Origin of the sequence: Bradyrhizobium sp. USDA 241, from assembly GCF_049739505.1 — a bacterium.
Lineage (GTDB): Bacteria > Pseudomonadota > Alphaproteobacteria > Rhizobiales > Xanthobacteraceae > Bradyrhizobium > Bradyrhizobium liaoningense.
On the sequence record NZ_JBMGPZ010000002.1, the window covers coordinates 1,012,807 to 1,032,942 of the forward strand.

20 protein-coding genes and 2 pseudogenes are annotated in these 20,136 nt (G+C 64.0%); 4 read left to right on the plus strand and 18 right to left on the minus strand.

What is annotated here, in order from left to right:
• Window positions 1–98 precede the first annotated feature (98 nt).
• The 17 genes and pseudogenes from ABIF91_RS05755 to motA form a co-directional block, all read right to left on the minus strand.
• Window positions 99–1,367 carry an IS256 family transposase gene (locus ABIF91_RS05755; RefSeq protein WP_038952271.1) on the minus strand — a complete coding sequence of 423 codons (1,269 nt, stop codon included), beginning with the start codon at window positions 1,365–1,367 and terminating at the stop codon, window positions 99–101.
• Window positions 1,368–1,621: 254 nt separating this feature from the next.
• Window positions 1,622–2,352 (minus strand): annotated as a pseudogene (fliP, locus tag ABIF91_RS05760) (flagellar type III secretion system pore protein FliP).
• Complete coding sequence (locus tag ABIF91_RS05765) at window positions 2,349–2,792, minus strand: flagellar basal body-associated FliL family protein (protein ID WP_035670201.1); 444 nt, start codon at window positions 2,790–2,792, stop codon at window positions 2,349–2,351. The pseudogene fliP and the gene ABIF91_RS05765 overlap by 4 nt, the downstream one beginning before the upstream one ends.
• Window positions 2,793–2,831: 39 nt before the next feature.
• On the minus strand, window positions 2,832–3,539 hold the full coding sequence (gene flgH, locus ABIF91_RS05770) for a flagellar basal body L-ring protein FlgH (protein ID WP_035670198.1): 708 nt from the start codon (window positions 3,537–3,539) through the stop codon (window positions 2,832–2,834).
• Window positions 3,540–4,310 (minus strand): MotE family protein, encoded by a 771-nt coding sequence (locus tag ABIF91_RS05775; RefSeq protein WP_284283083.1) that lies wholly within the window; start codon window positions 4,308–4,310, stop codon window positions 3,540–3,542.
• Window positions 4,311–4,377: 67 nt separating this feature from the next.
• Window positions 4,378–5,508 (minus strand): flagellar basal body P-ring protein FlgI, encoded by a 1,131-nt coding sequence (gene flgI / locus ABIF91_RS05780; protein ID WP_035670192.1) that lies wholly within the window; start codon window positions 5,506–5,508, stop codon window positions 4,378–4,380.
• Window positions 5,505–5,958: pseudogene (gene flgA, locus ABIF91_RS05785) on the minus strand (flagellar basal body P-ring formation chaperone FlgA). The gene flgI and the pseudogene flgA overlap by 4 nt, the downstream one beginning before the upstream one ends.
• Before the next feature lie 37 nt (window positions 5,959–5,995).
• Window positions 5,996–6,784: a flagellar basal-body rod protein FlgG gene (flgG, locus tag ABIF91_RS05790; protein ID WP_035670189.1), complete on the minus strand. Its 789-nt coding sequence runs from the start codon at window positions 6,782–6,784 to the stop codon at window positions 5,996–5,998.
• Window positions 6,785–6,802: 18 nt separating this feature from the next.
• Complete coding sequence (locus ABIF91_RS05795; protein WP_035670186.1) at window positions 6,803–7,132, minus strand: flagellar hook-basal body complex protein FliE; 330 nt, start codon at window positions 7,130–7,132, stop codon at window positions 6,803–6,805.
• Window positions 7,133–7,134: 2 nt separating this feature from the next.
• Window positions 7,135–7,551 carry a flagellar basal body rod protein FlgC gene (gene flgC / locus ABIF91_RS05800; protein ID WP_035670180.1) on the minus strand — a complete coding sequence of 139 codons (417 nt, stop codon included), beginning with the start codon at window positions 7,549–7,551 and terminating at the stop codon, window positions 7,135–7,137.
• 11 nt (window positions 7,552–7,562) lie between these two features.
• The gene (gene flgB, locus ABIF91_RS05805; RefSeq protein ID WP_035670177.1) at window positions 7,563–7,964 is read right to left on the minus strand and encodes a flagellar basal body rod protein FlgB; all 402 of its coding nucleotides are present in this window, start codon (window positions 7,962–7,964) and stop codon (window positions 7,563–7,565) included.
• Between the two features lie 65 nt (window positions 7,965–8,029).
• Window positions 8,030–9,115 (minus strand): flagellar biosynthesis protein FlhB, encoded by a 1,086-nt coding sequence (gene flhB, locus ABIF91_RS05810; protein WP_271531093.1) that lies wholly within the window; start codon window positions 9,113–9,115, stop codon window positions 8,030–8,032.
• Window positions 9,116–9,128: 13 nt separating this feature from the next.
• Window positions 9,129–10,169, minus strand: coding sequence for a flagellar motor switch protein FliG (locus tag ABIF91_RS05815; RefSeq protein WP_035670173.1), 1,041 nt, complete (start codon window positions 10,167–10,169; stop codon window positions 9,129–9,131).
• Window positions 10,170–10,171: 2 nt separating this feature from the next.
• The gene (gene fliN, locus ABIF91_RS05820) at window positions 10,172–10,546 is read right to left on the minus strand and encodes a flagellar motor switch protein FliN (protein WP_061877142.1); all 375 of its coding nucleotides are present in this window, start codon (window positions 10,544–10,546) and stop codon (window positions 10,172–10,174) included.
• 76 nt (window positions 10,547–10,622) lie between these two features.
• Window positions 10,623–10,937: a hypothetical protein gene (locus tag ABIF91_RS05825; RefSeq protein ID WP_035670167.1), complete on the minus strand. Its 315-nt coding sequence runs from the start codon at window positions 10,935–10,937 to the stop codon at window positions 10,623–10,625.
• Complete coding sequence (locus ABIF91_RS05830; RefSeq protein ID WP_424578799.1) at window positions 10,918–11,859, minus strand: flagellar motor switch protein FliM; 942 nt, start codon at window positions 11,857–11,859, stop codon at window positions 10,918–10,920. Before ABIF91_RS05830 ends, ABIF91_RS05825 begins: the two co-directional genes overlap by 20 nt.
• Window positions 11,856–12,752: a flagellar motor stator protein MotA gene (motA, locus tag ABIF91_RS05835; RefSeq protein ID WP_035670161.1), complete on the minus strand. Its 897-nt coding sequence runs from the start codon at window positions 12,750–12,752 to the stop codon at window positions 11,856–11,858. Before motA ends, ABIF91_RS05830 begins: the two co-directional genes overlap by 4 nt.
• Before the next feature lie 142 nt (window positions 12,753–12,894).
• Here motA and ABIF91_RS05840 point away from each other — a divergent pair, with 142 nt between their 5' ends.
• The 4 genes from ABIF91_RS05840 to ABIF91_RS05855 all read left to right on the plus strand — a co-directional run bounded on the left by ABIF91_RS05840 (window position 12,895) and on the right by ABIF91_RS05855 (window position 17,244).
• The gene (locus ABIF91_RS05840; RefSeq protein ID WP_035670159.1) at window positions 12,895–13,683 is read left to right on the plus strand and encodes a DUF1217 domain-containing protein; all 789 of its coding nucleotides are present in this window, start codon (window positions 12,895–12,897) and stop codon (window positions 13,681–13,683) included.
• A 3-nt stretch (window positions 13,684–13,686) separates the two neighbouring features.
• Window positions 13,687–14,415 carry a flagellar basal-body rod protein FlgF gene (flgF, locus tag ABIF91_RS05845; protein WP_035670156.1) on the plus strand — a complete coding sequence of 243 codons (729 nt, stop codon included), beginning with the start codon at window positions 13,687–13,689 and terminating at the stop codon, window positions 14,413–14,415.
• A 42-nt stretch (window positions 14,416–14,457) separates the two neighbouring features.
• Window positions 14,458–15,798, plus strand: a complete 1,341-nt coding sequence (gene fliI, locus ABIF91_RS05850; RefSeq protein ID WP_197968865.1) for a flagellar protein export ATPase FliI — start codon at window positions 14,458–14,460, stop codon at window positions 15,796–15,798.
• A gap of 810 nt (window positions 15,799–16,608) precedes the next feature.
• Window positions 16,609–17,244, plus strand: coding sequence for a MarR family winged helix-turn-helix transcriptional regulator (locus ABIF91_RS05855; protein ID WP_035670149.1), 636 nt, complete (start codon window positions 16,609–16,611; stop codon window positions 17,242–17,244).
• Window positions 17,245–18,338: 1,094 nt separating this feature from the next.
• Here ABIF91_RS05855 and ABIF91_RS05860 read toward each other — a convergent pair.
• The gene (locus ABIF91_RS05860; protein WP_035674819.1) at window positions 18,339–19,880 is read right to left on the minus strand and encodes a porin; all 1,542 of its coding nucleotides are present in this window, start codon (window positions 19,878–19,880) and stop codon (window positions 18,339–18,341) included.
• Between the last annotated feature and the right edge of the window lie 256 nt (window positions 19,881–20,136).

The window sequence follows — 20,136 nt, forward strand, 5'->3', positions numbered from 1 at the left end:
CTTTCACCGGTACGGAGGGACGGCATCATGCCTTTGGACTGATGTGGGTGGGGTCCAACCCGCCGGAGCTATGGCTGATTTTGGGTGACGCGGCCTGATCAGGCGGCGTGGCTTTCAGTGTTCGGAATGACTTCGATTCCGTCGATGAACTTTACACCGGCGATGACTTTCGGCAACTGGTTCGTGCTCTTCAATCGCCGCCAGGTCTTCGATGCGGCGTCGATGAGCTTGAACACCATCAGCTTCGCAGTTTGTTGCGACAGCGATCCCTTGGTCCGCACCGTTCGGTGGCGCACCGTGGCGAAGACGCTCTCGATCGGGTTCGAGCTGCGTAGGTGGATCCAGTGCTCAGCAGGGAAGTCGAAGAAGGCGAGCAGCGCATGGCGATCCTTGATCAGGCACTCCACCGCACGTCCGTATTTGACGTGGTATTTCTCGACGAAGACGTCGATCGCGGTTTCAGCTTCGGCCCGGTGTGGGGCCAGATAGATGTTCCGCAGGTCGTTCTTCATGGGGCCCTGCACGGATTTGGCGACCTTGTCGAGTACGTTGCTCACTTTATGGCACCAGCATCGTTGGTGCCGCGTGCCGGGAAAGGCCTCGTCCAGTGCCTTCCAGAAGCCGAGGGCGCCGTCGCCGATGGCGAGTTGCGGGGCAATCCGTAACCCGCGTTGCCGCAGGTCGATCAGGAGTTCGCGCCAGCTCTGCGCGCTCTCGCGCACGCCGACCTGGAAGCCGATCAGCTCCTTCTTGCCTTCCGGCGTGGTGCCAATCAGCACCAGCATGCATTCGCTGTGATCTTCCATGCGGGCCTGCAGGTACACGCCATCGGCCCAGATGTAGACATAGCGACGCGCCGACAGATCGCGTCTCTGCCAGCGTTCGTACTCGACCTGCCAATCGGCCTTCAGGCCGGCGATCACCGAAGGCGACAGGTTCGGCGCATCCTTGCCGAGCAGCGCCGAGAGCGCCTCCTGGAAGTCGCCGGTCGAGATGCCGCGCAAATAGAGGACCGGGATCAAGGCATCCAGGCTCTTCGTCCGCCGCGCCCATAGCGGCAGGATTGCCGAACTGAAGCGGAGGCGGTCGCCTGGCCCGCTCGCTCCGCGGTCGCGGACCTTGGGACGAGCGACCTCCACCGGACCGATGCCGGTCGCAATCTCGCGCACCGGACCGTGCCCATGTCGGACCAGGCGCGCTCGACCGTCGGGCAGCGTCAGATTGGCCGTGCTGGCCAGAAACGCGCCAACCTCGATCTCGATCGCCCTGGCAAGCAGGTCCCGCGCGCCGGCACGAACGATATCGGTTAGTGGATCATCAACCGCGGACGGCTGACGGAAAGCAAGAACATTGGTAGTCTCGGTCATGGCGTATCGCTCTCCTCGAGAGGTTCTGGCAGGCTCGTCCACCCGCCTCGATACGCCGCCTTCCTCACACCGTCATCACCCAGATTCCGCCATAGCTCAACCCGCCGTGCCGCATTGCTAGCACGCCGAATCTTGCCTCCAGATTAAGGTCAGATAGAATTTCGCTGTAAAATCATATGGTTAACATTACCCGCCGCTAACCATATCCCGCGCCAATCGCTTAACCATATCCAGCCGGTCAGCGATCTCGGCTCTTAAGAGAACGAGCGCACCAGTCCGGAGGCCAGCAGGTTCCAGCCGTCGATCAGCACGAAGAACAGCATCTTGAAGGGCAGCGCGAGGATCGTCGGCGGCATCATCATCATGCCCATCGACATGGTCAGCGTCGCCACGATCATGTCGATCACCAGGAACGGCAGGATGATGAGGAATCCGATCTCGAACGAGCGCCTGAGCTCGGAGATCATGAAGGCCGGAATGATGACGCGCAGATCGACGCGCTTGTCGTCGAACTTCTTGCGGAAGCTTTCCGCGGCAAGCGCTTCGAAGGTCTGGAGATCCTTGTCGCGGACATGGGCCAGCATGAACTCGCGGAACGGATCGGTGATCTTCAGATAGGCTTGCTCTTCGGAGATCTCGTTCTTCATCAGCGGCTGGACGCCGGTCTCCCAGGCCCTGTCGAAGGTCGGCGCCATGACGTAGAAGGTCATGAACAACGCGAGACTGATCAGTACCAGGTTGGCAGGCGTGGTCTGGAGGCCGAGACCGGCGCGCAGGAACGACAACGCCACCGCAAATCGCGTGAAGCTCTGAGCAGCCCCGGCGCCACCGACAGCACCGTGATCAGCGCCATCAGCTGGATGATGCGGCCGCTGGTCGAGCCGTTTCCCGGCGGCAACAGGGAATTCAGGTCCGGAATCTGGGCCAGCGCCACTTCGGGCAGCACGACCAGGACCAATGCGAGCAGCAGGACTTTCACTCTCACTGGATCACCAGCGTCTCGATGATCAATTCGCGGACCTTGCCCGACGAGCGGATGTTGGCGCGCTCGGTCAGGTCGTCACGCAGATGCTGAAGTCCGCGCGATCCCTCGAACTGCGCAACCGTCGCCGACCGCAGATAGGTCACGATGTCCTCGCTGATGTGTGCGGCCAGAATGCCGGCATCCTCGTCGCTCATGCTATCGGTCACCATGGAGGCTTCGATGCGCGCCCAGTTGTTGGCCGGCGCGGCGAGATTGGTCACGATCGGAGACAGTTTCCTGAGCCGCGCGCTGCCGGCGTAGCTCGAGGCGATCGGCGGCGGCGTGGCGCTCTTCTTCGCATCGGCAACGCGCTCGGCGGCCGCGATCAGATGCAGGCCGGCAAGGGCGCCCGCGCCGATCGCGATCAAGGTCAGCACGACGATGGCGGCAATCAGGCGCATAACGTCCCCTGCCATCGCGGCGCGACCCGTCGGCAAGCCTCAGAATGGTGCCACGGCATCATAGATCCGGTGTCCCCATCCAGGCTGCTGCACGTCCGACAGATTTCCGCGCCCGCCATAGGACACGCGCGCCTCGGCGATCTTGTCGTAGGAGATCGTGTTGGTTCGAGAGATATCGCGCGGACGTACGATGCCGCCGACGTTGAGCACGCGCATCTCCGTGTTGACGCGAAATTCCTGCGAGCCGCTGATCATCATGTTGCCGTTCGGCAGCACGTCGGTGACGATGGCCGCGATCGACAGCTTAATGTCCTCGGTGCGATCGATCTGGCCGTTGCCCTTGATCTGGGTATTGGTGTTGAGGTTGGCATTGGCTTGGCCAGTGTCGCTCCAGCCTGCGACGTTCATCAGCCAGTCGAGCCCGAACTTGACCTGGGAGTCGCGGGAGCGGTCGGTCTTGTTGTCGAGCTTGGCCTTGTCCTGCATCGAGATGATTACCGTCACGACGTCACCGGTGCGCCGGGCCCGGGGATCGCGGTAGAGATCGGTGCCGTCGTCCCAGGTCGAGCGATAGCTGACAGGCGTGCGCATGCGCGGCGTCACCGGGATCGGATCGGCCTGCATCCTCAGGCCGCTGCCGACGGGCGACATTTGCGGGCCGGTCAGGACTTCGGCCGGATCATGGAAGCATCCCGCCAGGACCACGGACGCCAGCAGGAGCGAAGGGATGAGGATCGGCTTGTTCATCTATTTGGTCTTTCCGTCATCCACGCGACGCATGCCGCCGAGCAGGTCGGCAAGGTGGGCCGCGCGAGCCGTATCCATCTCATTGAAGATCGCGCTCGAACTCCTCGGGCTGAGCTTGGCGAGCACCGCGGCGGCGGTCTCGTCGGTCATGCCGGCGATCTGGGTCGCCGCAGCCTCGGGCTTCATGCGCGAATAGATCTCGACCACGCTCGCTTCGGCCTTCTTCAGGAAGTCGTCGCGCAGCGCCATCCACTTCTCGTATTCGGCGCGCTTGGCCTCGACCTCGGCAATGCGCTCGCGCAGCTGGCTCTCGGCCTTCTCCAGCTCCTTGAGCTGCCAGGCCAGCCTTGCGTCGACGGCGGGATCGGCGACGTTGCTGCAGAACAAGGCGATTTCGTTGTCCGGCGCCGGCGCAGCCTGCGGCGGCGCAGGCTTCGGCGGCGCCGTGACGCTGCCGGGCCTGGCCAGACGGACCGGTGCGGGCGCAGGCGCGGGTGTCGGGGTCTCGGAAGCCGGCATCGCCCCGGTGACCGCGGGTCCCGACTCTTCGGCCGCCCATGCCGTCGCCCGGATCGAAGCACTCTCGCCGGAATTCGGGGCGACCGGCACCTGCGGCTTCTGCGGTCCCGCCGCGCGGGCGCGCGCGAAGGAGAGCAAGTTGAGCGGCTTCGACGGCCTGGCCTCGTCCAGCGCCAGCACGGGCGATGCGCTCGCGAGCATTGAGGCCGCGGCCAGCAGGAGGAGTTTGGCTTTGTGATCCAGCTTCAGCATCGGGCCGCGTGCGATTCTCGGTCGAGACTTGAGCATTGAGCGACCAAGCTTGCACGACGCTTATGCATCATTGCACGATGACGTCGGCCTGGAGCGCGCCTGCCGTCTTGATCGCCTGGAGGATCGCGATGATCCCCGATGGCTTCAGGCCGATCTGGTTCAGCCCGCGCACCAGGCGCTGGAGATCGACCCCGCTCAGGATCGCCACCTGCGCTCCCGCCTCGTTGGCCTCGACCACGGTCTGCGGAACGACCACCGTCTGCCCTCGCGAGAACGGCGCCGGCTGCGACACGACCGGCATCTCCGTGACACGAACCGTCAGATTGCCGTGGGTCACGGCAACGGTCGATATCCGCACGTCGCGCCCGATCACGACCGTGCCGGTGCGCTCGTTGATCACGACCCGCGCCGGCGTATCCGGCTCGACCGTCAGTTCGCCGATCTCGGCCAGGAAACGGACAGGGCCGATGTGACGCGGCTTCGACAGCACGATGGTGCGGTAGTCGCGCTCGAAGGCGATCTGCGCGCGGTAGCGTCCGCCGGCGTATCGGTTGATGGCGTCGAGGATGCGCGTCGCGGTGACGAAGTCGGGGTTCTTCAGCTCCAGCACCAGGAACTCCATCTCGCGGAGACTTCCCTGCACCTCGCGCTCGACCAGCGCACCGTTCGGGATGCGCCCGGCCGTCGGCGTACCCTGGCTGACGTTCTGCGCCTGGCCTCCGACGCTGTAGCCGGCGACCGTGATCGCGCCCTGCGCCACCGCGTAGACGGCGCCGTCCGCGGCGCGCAGCGACGTCATGACCAGCGTGCCGCCGAGCAGCGACGTCGCATCGCCGAGCGACGACACGGTGACGTCCATGCGCTCGCCGGGCCCGATCGATGGCGGCAGGTCCGCGGTTACCATCACCGCCGCGACGTTGCGCGTGCGCAGCGTCGTCGGACGCGGGGGGTTGTTGGTGCTCGTGGTCTCGTTCCTGACGTTGATGCCCATGTTCTCGAGCATCGATTGCAGGGACTGTTCCGTGAACGGCGCGTTGCGAAGCGTGTCGCCGGTGCCGTTCAGGCCGATGACGAGGCCGTAACCAACGATCTGGTTCTCGCGCAAACCCTTGATGTCCGCGATGTCCTTGACGCGGACGGCCGCCTGGGCGCCGGTGACCGACATGAGCAGGACGAGCGCAAGCAGGAGTCTTGTCATGACCCGTCCACGACCTTGACGGTGCCGTCCGGCTGGACGACGCCCCTGATGATCACCCCGGTATCCGTATTGCGTACCGGAATGAGTGCGCCGGCGGCACCCGACTGCATCGCCGAACCGTAGGTGACGATGGACAGGCCGCTGTCTTCGACCACGACCTTGACCGTGGCACCGCGGGCGACGGTCCAGGGGTTCTTCCACCGCATTGGTCGGAATGGGCTGGCCCGGAAACAGAGCGCGCCGCGCCATGCGGCCGACCAGGACCTGACGGCCCTCGATGAACATGGCGACGCCGAGCAGGCTCGGCGCGAAGGCGCGTTCGGTGATCATCTCCTCCCGGATCAGCTCGCCGGCGCGGATCGAGACGGCCGGCACGGGAAGCCGCTTCTCCTCAGCCGCAGCGCCGCGCGCCGCGACGAGAACCAGCAGCACGGCGGCCAACCCGCGCATGATCAGGCCCACCCTGTTCAACATCGAGACACCGGAACTAGCGCATGCCCTTCGAGACCGTCTGGGCCATTTCATCCGAGGCCTGGATGACCTTGGCATTCATTTCGTAGGCGCGCTGCGCCGAGATCAACTCGGTGATTTCCTTGACCGGATCGACGTTGGAGGCTTCGAGCCATTTCTGGTTGATCTTGCCGTAGCCGGCGTCGCCGGGCAGCCCGACGACCGGCGTGCCGGACGCCGTGGTCTCGCGATAGAGATTTCCCCCCAGCGGCTCCAGGCCCGCTTCATTGGCGAAGTTGGCGAGGTTGAGCTGACCGATCTGCCGCGGGTTCACTTCCGTATCCAGCTTGGCGAACACCTGACCGGTGGCGTTGACCGTGACCTCGACCGTCCCCTGCGGCACGGTGATCGCGGGATCCAGGAGATAGCCGTCGATCGTGACGAGCTGGGCGTTGGCATTGGTATTGAACGAGCCCGCGCGGGTGTATTGCACCTCGTTGTTGGGACCGAGCACCTGAAACCAGCCGCGACCGTTGATCGCGAGGTCGTAGGGGTTGCCGGTCTGGGTCAGCGCGCCCTGGATGTGCAGCTTGCGGATCGCCGCCGACTTGACGCCGAGGCCGAGATTTGCGCCTTCCGGGATCGGCGAGGAGCCGTTGACGTTCGCGACGCCCTGCATGCGGTCCATCTGGTAGAACAGATCGGTGAACTCCGCGCGCGCCCGCTTGTACGAGGTCGAGTTGATGTTGGCGATGTTGTTCGCGATGACTTCGATGTTGGTCTGCTGGGCGTTCATGCCCGTGGCCGCAATGGCGAGCGATTTCACTTATTTCATTCCTTCAGGTCAGATCGACATCCGAACGACTTCTTGGTAGGCCTGCACGACCTTGTCGCGAACCGCGACCGCCGTCTGCAGGGCCTGCTCGGCCGACATCAACGCCTCCACGACGCGACGCGTCGATTCCTTGCCTTGCATCGCCGAGATCGACGCCGCCTCGCCCGCCTTCAGCGTCCCGATCGCGTCGGTCGTCACCTGCTTCATCACGGATTCGAAGCCGACGTCGTCACCGGTCTGGATCGCCGTGGTCGCCGCGGGCGAGACGGCCTGCGTCTCGGTGGCGCGGCTAGCCGCCTGGCCAGCTGATATCGCCGTGGATGAAATCGCCTCAAGCATTGTCAGCTCCTCAGAAGATCGATGGTCATGCCGAGCATGGATCTCACCTGCTTCACGACCTGAAGATTGGCTTCATAGGACCGGTTGACTTCCCGCATGTCGGCCATTTCGATCATCATGTTGACGTTCGGCAGCTTGACGTAGCCGGCCTTGTCGGCAGCGGGATGTCCCGGATCGTACTCCACGCGATACGGCGTGGTGTCGACCCCGATCTCCTTGACCTTCGCGAGCTGCGCGCCCGAGGCGCGGTCCATCGCGGCATCGAAGGTGATGGTCTTGCGCTGATACGGATCGGCGCCGGCAATGCGCCCGGTCGAGGTGGCGTTCGCGAGATTCTCCGAGACGATGCGCATGCGCGTCGACTGCGCTTCGAGCCCGGAGCTCGCGACCGTCAACGAAGCTTGCAGTGAGTCCAACATGTCAGTTCACCTCAGGCTTTTGCGCTCGACAGAACCATGCGGTGGAACGACCGCACGATCGCCGAGTTCATCGAATAGTCGCGATTGACGTCGCTGCCCTTTATCATTTCCTGCTCGATACTGACTGAGTTGCCGGAGTGAACCACCTCCCAGCTGTCCTTCTTCGCGGTCGCCCGCGTGTCGGTCTCGGTCGCGGACAATTGCATGTGTGACGGCGACGTCGTCGCAAGCCTGACCGGCATGCCGTCGAGCACCTTGTTGAACGGCTCGACGTCGCGCGCCCGAAAGCCCGGCGTGTTGGCGTTGGCGACATTCGTGGCGATGGTCGACTGGCGGAGTTCGAGGTACCGCGCCTGCGACGATGCGAGTTCAAAGAGATAAAGCGGTCCCACGACAGCCCCATTCTGGTCCATTCGAGGGAAGCTTAGGGAGTCAAGCTTTCGTCAGGCTGATGAGGCAGACGCCATCCTCCGAAATTCTACTGGACCTTCTCCGGCCGCGGCGTCTGCTTGGATTGGAGGAAGTAGATGATCTCGGCGACGGGTCGGAAGAATTCGGCCGGAATCACCTGATCGACCTGGACCGCCTCGTAGAGCGCGCGCGCCAGCGCCTTGTTCTCGATGACGGGGATTCGGTTCTGCTCGGCAACCTCGCGGATCTTCAGCGCGATCACGTCCATGCCCTTGGCCACGACGAGCGGCGCGGCATTTTCCTCGCGCTTGTAGCGCAGCGCAATCGCGAAATGCGTCGGGTTCGCGATCACCAGCGTCGCGCGCGAGGCCGAGGCGATCATGCGCTGGCGCGAACGGTCGCGCGCCAGCGAGCGCAGCCGCGCCTTGATCAGCGGATCACCTTCCGCCTGCTTGTGCTCGTCCTTGATCTCCTGCTTCGTCATGCGCAGCTCGCGCCGCCAGTGAAAGCGCGCCCAGGCGAGATCAATCGCCACCAGGACGATGGTCGCGATGCAGATCGCCGAGACGATCCGCATCGCGATGTTGAGAATCATCTCCGGCAGCGCGACCGGATCGGTGTACATTGCCTCGAACGCCCTCGCTTCGGACGAGCGCAGCACGAAGGCGACGACGGCGCTCACCGCGCCAAGCTTGAACAGCGACTTGGCGAACTCGATCAGGCCCTGCGTCCCAAACAAACGGCTCCAGCCGCTGATCGGGGAGATCCGGTTCAAGTCCGGCTTGATGCGCTCGAGCACCACGCGCGGGGCGTTTTGCAGCAGCGAGGCGGCGAGCCCGAACACCACCAGGATGACGACCAGCGGCACCAGGAACCGGAGCGCCTGGAGTCCGACCACGGTGAGCAGGTTCTGCGCGTCTGCGCCCGTGCTGAGCGGGAAGCCCTCGGGATCGTCGAGGAGGCTCTTCAGCGTCGGCGTCAATTGCTGCACACCCTGGCCGATCAGGAAGGCCTGGATCACCATCAGCGCGGCCATCGAGGCGAATATGGAGGCCTCCCGAGAGACCGGAATCTTGCCCTGCTCGAGCGCATCACGGACTTTCTTCTCGGTCGGCTCTTCTGTCTTGCTCTCCGGATCGGATGTTTCTGCCATGCCCGTTCAGCGGTCAGCGGAAGACCAGCTCATCCTCCTGCTCGGGGTTGAGCTCGATTTCACCCTTCTCCGCCAGCTCGAGCGCAAGATCGGTGATCACGCGTCGCGCTTCCAGCACGTCGCGCTGGTTCGACGGCTCTCCGATGGCGAGCTCGTGCTCGACGACGCGGCGGACGCGCGAGGCGACCGAGGACAGGATCAGCTCGCGGAAATGCTTGTCGGTGCCCTTCAGCGCGACGACGATGCGATCGGTCGGCACCTGGTCGAAGATCATGGTGCGCGCCTTCGGCGTCAGGTTGACCACGTCGTCGAAGGTGAACAGCAGTTCCTTCAGCACTTCGGCCGACTTCGGCCGCTTCTCCGACAGGCTCTTCAGCATGTCCTCGATATGACCGCGCTCCATCTTATTGATGATGTCGGCGACGCGGGCGTAAGTGTCGGCACCGAGGTTGCGGGCGAAGTTCAGCGTCAGGTCTTCGTGCAACGTCTTCTCGATGATGCGCATGGCATCGTCGACGATCGGCTTGAGGCTCAGAACGCGCCGCATCAGTTCGTTGCGCAGGCTCGAGGGCAGCTGGCTCATCACCTTGGCGGCGCAGGCTGGCTTGACCTTGGACAGGATCAGCGCCGCCGTCTGCGGATGCTCCTTGGACAGATAGCTCGCGAGCGAGTTTTCAGACACCGACGAGACGCGGTCCCATACCGACCGGCTCGAATTGCCGAGCAGATCCGACATGATCTGCGAGACCTGGTCGGCCGGAAGCACGTCGCCGAGCACGGCTTCCAGGCCGCCGAGGGTGCCGAGGATGTTGGCGCCCATCGAGAACTGCTGGGCGAACTCCTCGACGATTCCCTCGAGCTCCTGCGCAGTGATCGGCCGCAGCTCCGCCGCCGCCTTGGTGACGATGCGGATCTCCTGCGGCTCGAACTGCTGCAGCACGCTCGCCGCCGCCTGCCGGCCCATCGCCAGCAGGAGCGCGGCAACCTTTTCCGTGCCGCCCAGCGTGGTAACACCTCGCTGCTTGGCTGGCGCGATGCCGACCGGTGCCGCCATGATCAGGTATCACCCTGGCCCAGCGGACCAACAATCTCCGTGAGCGAGACGCCGAAGCGGGAATTGTCCTCTTCGACGACGACCACCTCGCCGCGGGCGACGATGCGGCCGTTGACGACGACGTCGACGGGCTCTCCGACCCGGTGATCGAGCGGAACCACCGCGCCGCGACCAAGCTTCATCAGGTTCGCCACCGGAATGGTCGCCGAGCCGAGCACCACTTGCATGGTCACGGGGATCCGCAGGATGGCGTCGATATTGGCGAACTTGCCGGTCTCCTCGGCCGTGCGCTGGGCGATCTCCGCCAGCCGCTCAAGGGGAGACGTTTCGGCCTCTGCCGATGCGGGTGCAGATTCATAGTCGAAGGATTGCGCCATCTGGTATCGCCTCTTGGTATGTCCGCTGCCGGAGCGCCGTGGCGTTCCGATCGTAGTCGTCCTGCCGGCTTCGGCTTCAATGCTTGTTCAAGTCGGCGCCGCCTGCCGTCGCGGCGGGTGCAAGGCCGCTTCTGGCATCGAGCGCCGCGATCGCCTCGTGGGCCTGATCAATCTTCGTGCTCAGCACGTTGGCGAGCCGTCCGAGATTTGCGGTGGAATCGTGCGCCGCCGTGATGACCGTGTCGAAGGCGCCCGCCGTCTCGTGCACGATTGTCGAGAATTCGCCCTGATAGCTGCGTAGCCGCGCCAGCTCGCGGTGCATCCTTGTCACCCGCATGCTGGTGAAGGCGAGCGCGATCAGCAGCACGGCATCAACGAGATAGGATATCATCGACGAACTCCCGTTTCTGGTCGACCGGATCTGCCACCTGCATGGCGTAATAGCCGTCAAGCTGACCGATCTGACACCAGAACAGCACCTGATTGTTGCTTTCGAGACGGGCCAGCGTGCGCGGCGTGGCCTCGAGCTCGAGCACCTGCCCGACCTGGAACTTCACGACGTCGCCGAGAGACACCGTCTTCTCGTCGAGCACCGCGCTGAGCGTCACCTCGGTCCGGTGGACCTCGCTCTCCATCTGCTCGCGCCAGCGTGGGTCGGCCGCGCGACCGTCGCTGACCACGACATGAGCAACCTTCTGCCGGAGCGGATTGAGCGCGGAGTGCGGGATGATGAGGAACATCTGGCCGCCGCGGTAGAGCGCCTGCAGCATGATGTTCGCGCAGATAGACATGTTGCCGCTTCGCCCGATCGCCAGCGAAGCCATCGCCGTCTCGACCCGCTCCACGCGAAAGGTGACGTTCGAAGTGCCGGCGAAGGCGGATTGCAGCGCCTTGGCAAACCGCTCGAACAGTGCCTGCACCAGGCGGAGCTCGATGTTCGAGAACGCGCGCTCGACGTCGAGCGGCGGCTCGGCGCCGTCGGATCCGAACATCGCCTCGACCATCGTGAACACGAAATCACGGTCGAGCATGATGATGACGCGGGAGTCCCACTGCTCAGCATACAGCACCGCCGCGACCGCGTTGGCCTCGTAGTCCTTGATGATATCGCCGACACGGTCGTTGGAGATGCCGTTGACCGAGAAATAGCAGGGCGTTCCGGCCATCGGCTGCAGGCTGTCGGTGCACGATGCCGCCATGCGATCGAAGATCACATTGAGCATCGGCATACGCTCGATCGATATGCCGGCAGCGTCCAGCAGGTAGTTCGGCAGCTGCTTGCGCTGATCCACTTCGGCGTCTTCCATCATCATGCGCGCGCCGCCTTGGGTTCGGCTTCGGCCACGACCGGCTTGGGACCTGCGATGGTCTCGTTCTCGACGACGTCGATCGAGGGACGTTCGCTGCTCGAGATCATCTTGCGGCCGTGCTCGACGGCGATCTGCGGCATGGCGCCGTTCATGAACGCCAGCAGCGTCTGCTTGACGATGATGTAGGGCCGGCACTTCTTCTCGCGCATCATTTTGATCTTCACCGCGAAGGGGGAAATGATGCCGTAGGACAGGAAGATGCCGGCGAAAGTGCCGACGAGGGCGGCGCCGATGAAGCCGCCCAGCAGCTTCGGTGACTGGTCCAGCGCGCCCATCGCCTTGATGACGCCGAGTACCGCGGCGACGATGCCGAGCGCCGGCAGCGCCTCCGAGACCGTCACCAGCGCATGATAAGGCGCCAGCTTGCCCTTGACGATAGTGTGGATCTCCTCGTCCATCAGCGCCTCGATCTCGTGCGTGCGTGCGTTGCCCATGATGATGAGGCGGACATAGTCGCAGATGAACTGCAGCACCGAAGGGTCGCCGAGCACGCTGGGGAATGCCTTGAAGATCTCGGACGACGAGGGATCGTCGATATGCGCCTCCACCTCGTTGCGGCCCTTGCCCCGCAGCTCACGCATCAAAGCGTGCAGCGCGCCGAGCAGGTCGAGGTAATAGCGCTGGCCAGGCACCGCGTTGGTGATGGCCTGCATGCAGGCGACCCCGCTGTCGACGACCGTCTTCCACGGATTGGCCAGGATGAAGGTGCCGACCGCGGTGCCTATGATGATGACGAATTCCCACGGCTGCATGAGCACGGCCAGGTGCCCGCCCATGGCGGCAAAGCCGCCGAGCAGTGCCGCTACCGTGATGAAAATCCCCACGAAACTGCCCAACGCGCCGCTCCATCGCCGATCCCATCGGGAATATCTAGTCGGCCACGCTTGCGCGAGGCTGGCTTCTTCGTCGCCAGCCTCGCGCAAGCAATACGCGGCAGTTTGAGGCGAAGCCGCAACAGCGGCCAGAGGGGCGCGCGTCATGCTATCCACCATCGCGGACTACACCCGACTGACCAAGGACATGGGCAAGTCGCTGACGCAGGTCGCACAGCAGCCTGACGTCAGCCGCGAGACCGACTATTTCCTCAGCCATATCGGCAACGTGAAGACCATCGACGATTTCCTGAAGGACTATCGTCTCTATTCCTACGCGATGAAGGCCTACGGCCTCAGCGACATGACCTATGCCAAGGCGTTCATGCGCAAGGTGCTGACCGAGGGCGTTGCGAGCAAGGACGCCTTCGCCAACAAGCTGACCGACACCCGCTACCGGCAATTCGCGACCGCCTTCAATTTCGCTGCCCTCGGCGACAAGGCAACGCAGACCACAGCAGCTACGACCGGCACCGCGACCCAATACGTCACGCAGACGATGGAAGAGAAGGCCGGCAATCAGAACGAAGGCTTGCGCCTGGCGCTGTATTTCACCCGCAAGGCTTCCACGATCACGACCCCCTACCAGATCCTCGCCGACAAGGCGTTGACGCAGGTGGTTCAGACCGCGCTCGGCCTGCCGTCGACGATCAGCTCGGCCGACATCGACGCGCAGGCCAAGCTGATCGCGAGCAAGATCGATCTCACCGACTTCCAGGACCCGGCCAAGGTCACCAAGTTCGTGCAGCGCTTCGCGGCGATGTGGGATGCGACCCAGGCCCAGAACGATCCCTCGACCAACCCCGCGCTGGTCCTGATCGCCGGTGCCGCGACGTCGATCAGCATGGATACCAACATGCTCACGACACTTCAGAACATCAAGTTCAACAGGTAAGCCATGCAATCGGCCCTCTATGTGGGATTGTCGGCGCAGGTCGCCCTCGAAAAGCGCCTCCAGACGATCGCCAACAACGTCGCCAACGTCAACACGGCGGCGTTCCGCACCGACGTGGTGAAGTTCGAGACCGTGCTCTCCAAGGCGGGCCCGACGCCGGTGGCGTTCTCCTCGCCCGGCGACAACATCATCTCCCGCGAGATGGGCAGCATCACCGAGAGCGGCAACCCGCTCGACGTCGCCGTGGTCGGACAGGGCTGGATCGCTTTCGCCGGTCCGAACGGCACGGTCTACACGCGCGACGGCCGCCTCCAGATCGCTCCCAACGGCGATCTTCAGACCGTGAGCGGCTTCCCCGTCGTCGATTCCGGCGGCGCGCAGATCACGCTCGATCCCAACGGCGGACCGATCTCGATCGCGCGCAGCGGCGCGATCACCCAGGACAACAACGAGATCGGCACCATCGGCCTGTTCAACATTCCAGCCGACGCCAATCTCGAACGCTACGGCAATTCCGGCGTGACGCCCGACCGGCCGGCGACCGCCATTGCCGATTTCTCCCGGGACGGCTTCAAGCAGGGCTATGTCGAGGGCTCCGGCGCCAATCCGATGCTCGAACTGACGCGGTTGATCTCGGCCTCGCGCGCCTTCGACGGCACCAATTCGATGATCGAGGGCACCGAGAGCTCGCTCCAAAACGCGATCCGGACACTCGGCGAACCCGGCAAGTAGACCGCGCCTCGCGCGCGTTGAGATTGAGGTTGGACGGTTTCCTTGAACGCTCTTCGGCAACTCGAGTGGGCGCTGCTGGAGCTTCAGCAGAGCACTCCCCTGGCAAGCGTCAGCGGCGCGATCTCCGAGATCGCACCGACGCATTTCCGCGTCTCCGGCCTGTCGCGCTTCGTCAGGCTCGGCGAGCTCATCGGCGTCAATTCGGCCGGAAAGCGCCAGATCGGCGAGGTGGTGCGGATCGACAGCGACGGCATCGTTGCCAAGCCGTTCGACCGGCAATTTGCCGGCGGGCTCGGCTCGGTCGCCTACCGGATGCCGCCTCTGTCCTTCGCGCCCGATCCGAGCTGGAAGGGCCGCGTCATCAACGCCCTCGGCGCACCGCTGGACGGACAGGGCCCCCTCATCCAGGGACCCCAGGCGGTCTCGGCGGAAGCGGAGGCGCCGTCGGCCATGAAGCGCGCTCGCGTGCACAAGCCGCTGCGCACCGGCGTACGCGTCATCGACCTGTTTTCGCCGATCTGCGCCGGCCAGCGCGTCGGCATCTTCGCCGGCTCCGGCGTCGGCAAATCGACGCTGCTTGCGATGCTCGCCCGCAGCCAGGGCTTCGACACCGTCGTGCTGGCCCTGGTCGGCGAGCGCGGCCGCGAGGTGCGCGAGTTCATCGAGGACGTGCTGGGCACCGACCGTCACCGCGCCGTCACCATCGTGTCGACGGGGGACGAAAGCCCGATGATGCGGCGGCTGGCGCCGAAGACGGCCATGGCGGTCGCCGAATATTTCCGTGACCGGGGCGAATCGGTCCTGCTCATGGTCGATTCGATCACCCGTTTCGCCCATGCGGCCCGCGAGGTCGCGCTCGCCGCCGGGGAGCCCGCGGTCGCGCGCGGCTACGCACCGACGGTCTTCACCGATTTGCCGCGTCTCCTGGAGCGCGCCGGTCCAGGCGAGGAGGGATCCGGCACGATTACCGGGATTTTCTCCGTGCTGGTCGATGGCGACGATCACAACGAGCCGATCGCCGACACCATCCGCAGCACGCTTGATGGGCACATCGTGCTCTCCAGGCACATCGCCGACCAGGCGCGCTATCCGGCCGTCGATGTTCTGGCGTCGGTTTCACGCCTCGCCCATAACGTCTGGGACCCCGAGGAGCGCGAATTGGTGAGCAAGCTGCGCGCCATGATCGCGCAATACGAGGACACGCGCGATCTTCGCCTGATGGGCGGATATCAGTCGGGACGTGATTCGGGTCTCGATCAGGCGGTCGACATGGTTCCGAGAATCTACAACGCGATGCGGCAAGGCGCTTCGGCTCCGCCGAGCGCCGATCCGTTCCGCGAGCTCCGGGACATGCTCAAGGGCGACCAGCGAACGGAAGGGTGAGGCGGCGTATGAGAGGCGCCTGCCGCCCGTCCTGCTCGTGGTTTTCGACAGGAGATTGCGCATGGCGTTGCGCTTCCCGCGCATGCGTTCCCAGATCCATCACCGATTTCCGTCATGAGCCCGTCACCGTTCGGGTGAGCACCACGCGCCGCCGCGGTGCAAGCAATCCAGCGCGACGATTCTGCGAACAGAGCGACGACAACCGCCACGTGTAATTCCTGTGAGTTCCCTTGGGCGATTCTCCGCCGGAACGCACAAGTTGTGGATGACGTGCCGACACACATCATCGTCGTGCACAAGCTTCGGTCAATTTGCGTCGACGACAGACAACAACATGCCGCGCAATCAGCCGCTCGCAAAGTCAGACGCATGTTGCTCGTCGGGTAGCGCATTGCGTTCACCATCATGTGTCCCGAAGAGCGCGATTGTCTTGAACGTTACAACCGCTTACGACGACATCCAGTCTCAGCGAGCGTCTTGACTTGATTTTGTTGAGAAGCTCATTCATCGTTTCGCTCGAGTAAAAGAAACGTCTGCCTGTGACTTGAACTTTGGGGGCTTCGGTTGAACCACTCCGATCCACCGTCTGCCGGTGACGGCAACCCGGGCTCCCGCGCGACGACGACGCTGCTGGCATGCCATCGACGCAGCCTCTCGTTCCGGACGATGCGTTCCGCAACGGCCAAGGTGCGGCGCGTTGCGGTCCGTGCCTTTGAACGAGAGTTCGGCACGACAGGCTCGTCGCACACTCAGGGCGCAGAGCGGCTCCGGGGCGCCGCAGACAAAGTTCCGGGGACGAGGTAGAATTCCATGCCGTTGGCGCGAGAAGCCGTCGAGCTGCTGGTTCAGGCGGCGAGGGCTTGGTATTTCGAAGGCGATCAGCATGGATTGCGCGATCGGGAGTGGATGGCGCTGCGCTTTCTCGGCCGCGCCAACAGATTTTCGCGCACCCCGTCCGCGCTGGCCGGCTTCATCGGCGCCACCCGAGCGACTGCATCGCAGATCGTGAAGACTCTGGAGGGCAAGTCTTTTCTGGAGCGAAAGCCGTCGCATGAGGACAAGCGTTCTGTCGTCCTGCACGTCACCGCCCAGGGCGAGAAATGCCTGAGCCAGCACGACCCGATCAATCACGTGGTGAACGCGGTCACTTCGCTCGGGACCGACGAGTGCATCAGGTTGCGCGACTCTCTCCGCGAGATCCTCAATCACCTCGATGCAGCCCATCAGCGGCTCAATGCCAGTATCTGCCGGGACTGCATGTTTCTCGCAGAGCGCGGTCCGGGCACCGGCAAGGGACGTGCAACCGCCGAATTCATGTGCCGGCTCTATCGTGCGCCGGTCTCGCTCGAAGAGACCGAGCTGCTCTGCACCAGTTTCGAGCGCACGCGCGACCGCCCCAAGATCGAGCAGCATCTCGACCCCGCGCGCGTGGCGAGCCGGGGGTGAGGCGGACGACCCGACCGCAACCTGGGATGACGACCCAAGACTTGCGGAAGATCTCGCAGCGGAAGAATCTCTTCGAGACGCGCACGTGTCCCTCCCGGGAGCACGTCGGCATTGCAAGCGCAGCGAAGCAGATCCTGTGCGTTTCCCTGGAGGGATTCCAAAGTTTCATCCAGCGCGCGTCTGCTCCTCAAGCCTGTTTCCAACTCGCATTGCGGAGCACAGGCGCCATCGCAGTCCCAACACCGCATCTCAACTTGCAGACATGGCTTCGCGTTCTCGCGGCCGAATTCGCCCGAGCTTTGCTTCGTCGCTCACCCTCTCGAGCCAAGAGGGCGCAGGGAAGACCGGGTGCTGACCTCGCACCCACGGTCTGCTGCGCGAAGATGTAGCGCAAAGAGACCGCACAGCAGCATACAGGTGGTGCCAATCACTCGGCCTTCCCTGCGCGATGGTCGGACGGCTTATGCCGTGCTCTCCCGGGAGCCGAGTTCGTTCTGGCCTCCCTCACTCCTGCGAAATTCACCGGCATCGCGCCGGTTGACGCGACTGCCGCCTCCGCAAGAGCTTGACCGTAGCAACGACGGCCAGGACCACACGGTTTTGCCGTACGCGCGGCCCGCCATTTCGCCCGCAGTTTTCCCAGCCCTGTCGACGGAGCTGGAAACTTACAGGCGAGACGAAGCCTAGCAGCGCCGCTCGTCCGCACGCAGCTTCGGGCTCACGGAGAGCAATCCGCCCTGCCCTTCACCTCTCGTGCACGACGCTGCCGCGTCCACCGCAAGCCCGGCTCGCGACAATGACGACCACATGATCGCCCCTCAAGGATGAGCCGGGATGGGCGACGCATACGCTAAATCCGAATTTCGGTAAAGCGGAATATTTTCGCGACACCGGGTTGACAGAGGGCGACACAGCAAAGCCCCCGCCCCCGGGGTCGCGCGCAACGACATCCGACAATCGCGTCTCAGGCGCGGACGCCCGGATGGCCGCAGCGCGCGATCGGACAAATGATCCAGTTGCATGGCACGTACCGTACAACAAAAAAACACCCGGCGGTTTCCCGCCGGGTGCTCGTCGAAATGCTTCGACAGATCTTACCAGTTACGCTGGGCGCGGAGCAGCAGCGTGAAGCTGTCCTGGTCCTTCAGCTCGTACACAGCGGTCGGCTTGGCCGTGTTGGCAGCCGGGCTGAGCACGGCAGTGCCCGAGTACTTCTGGTCGAGACGGGTCCAGTTCAGGTCACCCGAGAAGGTGAGGTTCTTGACCGGAGTCCAGCGGGTGATGATACCGATCTGGCCAACGGCGAAGTCAGGGTTACAACCCGTGACACCGGCGAGACCGCCGAACACGCCGCCAGCACCGCCGGCGCCGCAGAGCGTGGTCTTGGCGAGCGTGCCGAACTGGGCCTGAGCGTAAGCACCGTAGAGCGCGGTGTTCCAGTAGGGATCCCAGTTGTGGGTGTAAGCACCACGGAAGCCCCAGGTCTTGACCGTCTCCTGCTGCGAACCCGTGACGTACACGGTATCCGGAGCATTGGCGAAGCCGACGCTCTGGTAGGCAGTGCCCGAGCTGCCGTACATCTGGTAGGAGCTGCCCGCCAGGTTCTGGAAGTTGTAGCGGGTCGCACCGTCCGTGTAGACGCCCTGGATGTTGATCGTGTCACCCGCGCCGGTCGGGATGTTCTTGATCGACAGAGCGAGCTGAACCGCCCAACCCCACTTGTCGTCGGGGTGACCAGTGGTCTCGGTCGCGCCGTAATAGGCGACGTGGTTGTCATGCGCGGCAACCGATGCCTGGAACAGACCCCAGGCCTGGTCGACACGGACCATACCGACGAGGTTCGGCGAACGCGAGCCGCCGATGGCATTCGAGCCATACGAACCGCCAACCATGCCAGCGGCAGTCGCGCCGGTCATGTTGAGGTTGCCGGCCTGGTAGTAGGCCGTCGCATCTTCGGCCGAGAAGGCCGCCGTGATGCCCTGACCGAAGTCAGCGGTGTAGGTGAACTGGTTGACACCAGTGACCGTGCCGCTGCCGCCGACGAGGCTGTCGATGTTGTTGCCGGGATAGTTGGTCCAGGGCGCGTCGAACTGCGACACGGCCTTACCCATGGTGAAGCCGGCGAACTGGATGAAGGCGTAGTACACGCCGAGCGAACCACCCGAGGTGCCGCCGTCGGTCGAGTTGATGGTAGTGGTACCAGCCGTCGTGGCTGTGTAACCAGTCGCGCCCGTACCGGAGCCCGTGCCGACGTAGCCACCGGTCGTCCAGGTGAAGACCGCGTCGAAGTAGGTGCGGACGACACCGTATTCGGTCGCGGTGCGCGTGTCGATGTTGAGATCCTGACGAGCGCGCATCGAGTAGTAGTTGCTCAGACGGTTGTGCGCACCGGCAGGAGCGCCGTTCGAGATGCCGTAGTTGCTGTTGGTGTTGAACGCGACTTCAGCGCGCAGGTAACCACCCAGCTTGATGCAGGTGTCGGTGCCCGGGATGTAGTAGAAGCCGGCGCCGTACAGCGAGCAGATCTTCACGTATTCGACGGCCTTGGCCTTCACGGGAAGATCGGCTGCGAACGCACCGGAGACGGCCATCAGGCCAGCTGCCGAGCCAAGAAAGAGCGTCTTCGTCAACTTCATTGGTAAACCTCCACGTCGGTTCAGGGGGCTCGGCTCCTCGGCGGAGGCCGCTTTACCCTCTTTGATTTCCGTTCAATTCAGATCCGCACTGAAGGTCCGGACTGAAACGACAGCGAGGTGCCCCCCCTCCGTCGTACCTCACGTATAGTTTATAAAATTCATTGCCTCAATTTATTGATCCAGTGAATTGAAACTTCAATCGGGGATGTTGCCCGGGCGCAACAGGCGGCCCAAACACCTAAGAAACGGTTTGAAA

Coding starts and splice junctions, on each gene's coding strand:
- ABIF91_RS05765 (WP_035670201.1), bottom strand. CDS start 2,792: ATGCGCCTGATTGCCGCCATCGTCGTGCTGACCTTGATCGCGATCGGC.
- flgI (WP_035670192.1), bottom strand. CDS start 5,508: ATGACAAGACTCCTGCTTGCGCTCGTCCTGCTCATGTCGGTCACCGGC.
- ABIF91_RS05840 (WP_035670159.1), top strand. CDS start 12,895: ATGCTATCCACCATCGCGGACTACACCCGACTGACCAAGGACATGGGC.
- ABIF91_RS05795 (WP_035670186.1), bottom strand. CDS start 7,132: ATGCTTGAGGCGATTTCATCCACGGCGATATCAGCTGGCCAGGCGGCT.
- ABIF91_RS05860 (WP_035674819.1), bottom strand. CDS start 19,880: ATGAAGTTGACGAAGACGCTCTTTCTTGGCTCGGCAGCTGGCCTGATG.
- flgB (WP_035670177.1), bottom strand. CDS start 7,964: ATGGACCAGAATGGGGCTGTCGTGGGACCGCTTTATCTCTTTGAACTC.
- ABIF91_RS05775 (WP_284283083.1), bottom strand. CDS start 4,310: ATGCTGAAGCTGGATCACAAAGCCAAACTCCTCCTGCTGGCCGCGGCC.
- flgH (WP_035670198.1), bottom strand. CDS start 3,539: ATGAACAAGCCGATCCTCATCCCTTCGCTCCTGCTGGCGTCCGTGGTC.
- fliN (WP_061877142.1), bottom strand. CDS start 10,546: ATGGCGCAATCCTTCGACTATGAATCTGCACCCGCATCGGCAGAGGCC.
- flhB (WP_271531093.1), bottom strand. CDS start 9,115: ATGGCAGAAACATCCGATCCGGAGAGCAAGACAGAAGAGCCGACCGAG.
- ABIF91_RS05755 (WP_038952271.1), bottom strand. CDS start 1,367: ATGACCGAGACTACCAATGTTCTTGCTTTCCGTCAGCCGTCCGCGGTT.
- flgC (WP_035670180.1), bottom strand. CDS start 7,551: ATGTTGGACTCACTGCAAGCTTCGTTGACGGTCGCGAGCTCCGGGCTC.
- ABIF91_RS05825 (WP_035670167.1), bottom strand. CDS start 10,937: ATGATATCCTATCTCGTTGATGCCGTGCTGCTGATCGCGCTCGCCTTC.
- ABIF91_RS05855 (WP_035670149.1), top strand. CDS start 16,609: ATGCCGTTGGCGCGAGAAGCCGTCGAGCTGCTGGTTCAGGCGGCGAGG.
- ABIF91_RS05815 (WP_035670173.1), bottom strand. CDS start 10,169: ATGGCGGCACCGGTCGGCATCGCGCCAGCCAAGCAGCGAGGTGTTACC.
- ABIF91_RS05830 (WP_424578799.1), bottom strand. CDS start 11,859: ATGATGATGGAAGACGCCGAAGTGGATCAGCGCAAGCAGCTGCCGAAC.
- flgF (WP_035670156.1), top strand. CDS start 13,687: ATGCAATCGGCCCTCTATGTGGGATTGTCGGCGCAGGTCGCCCTCGAA.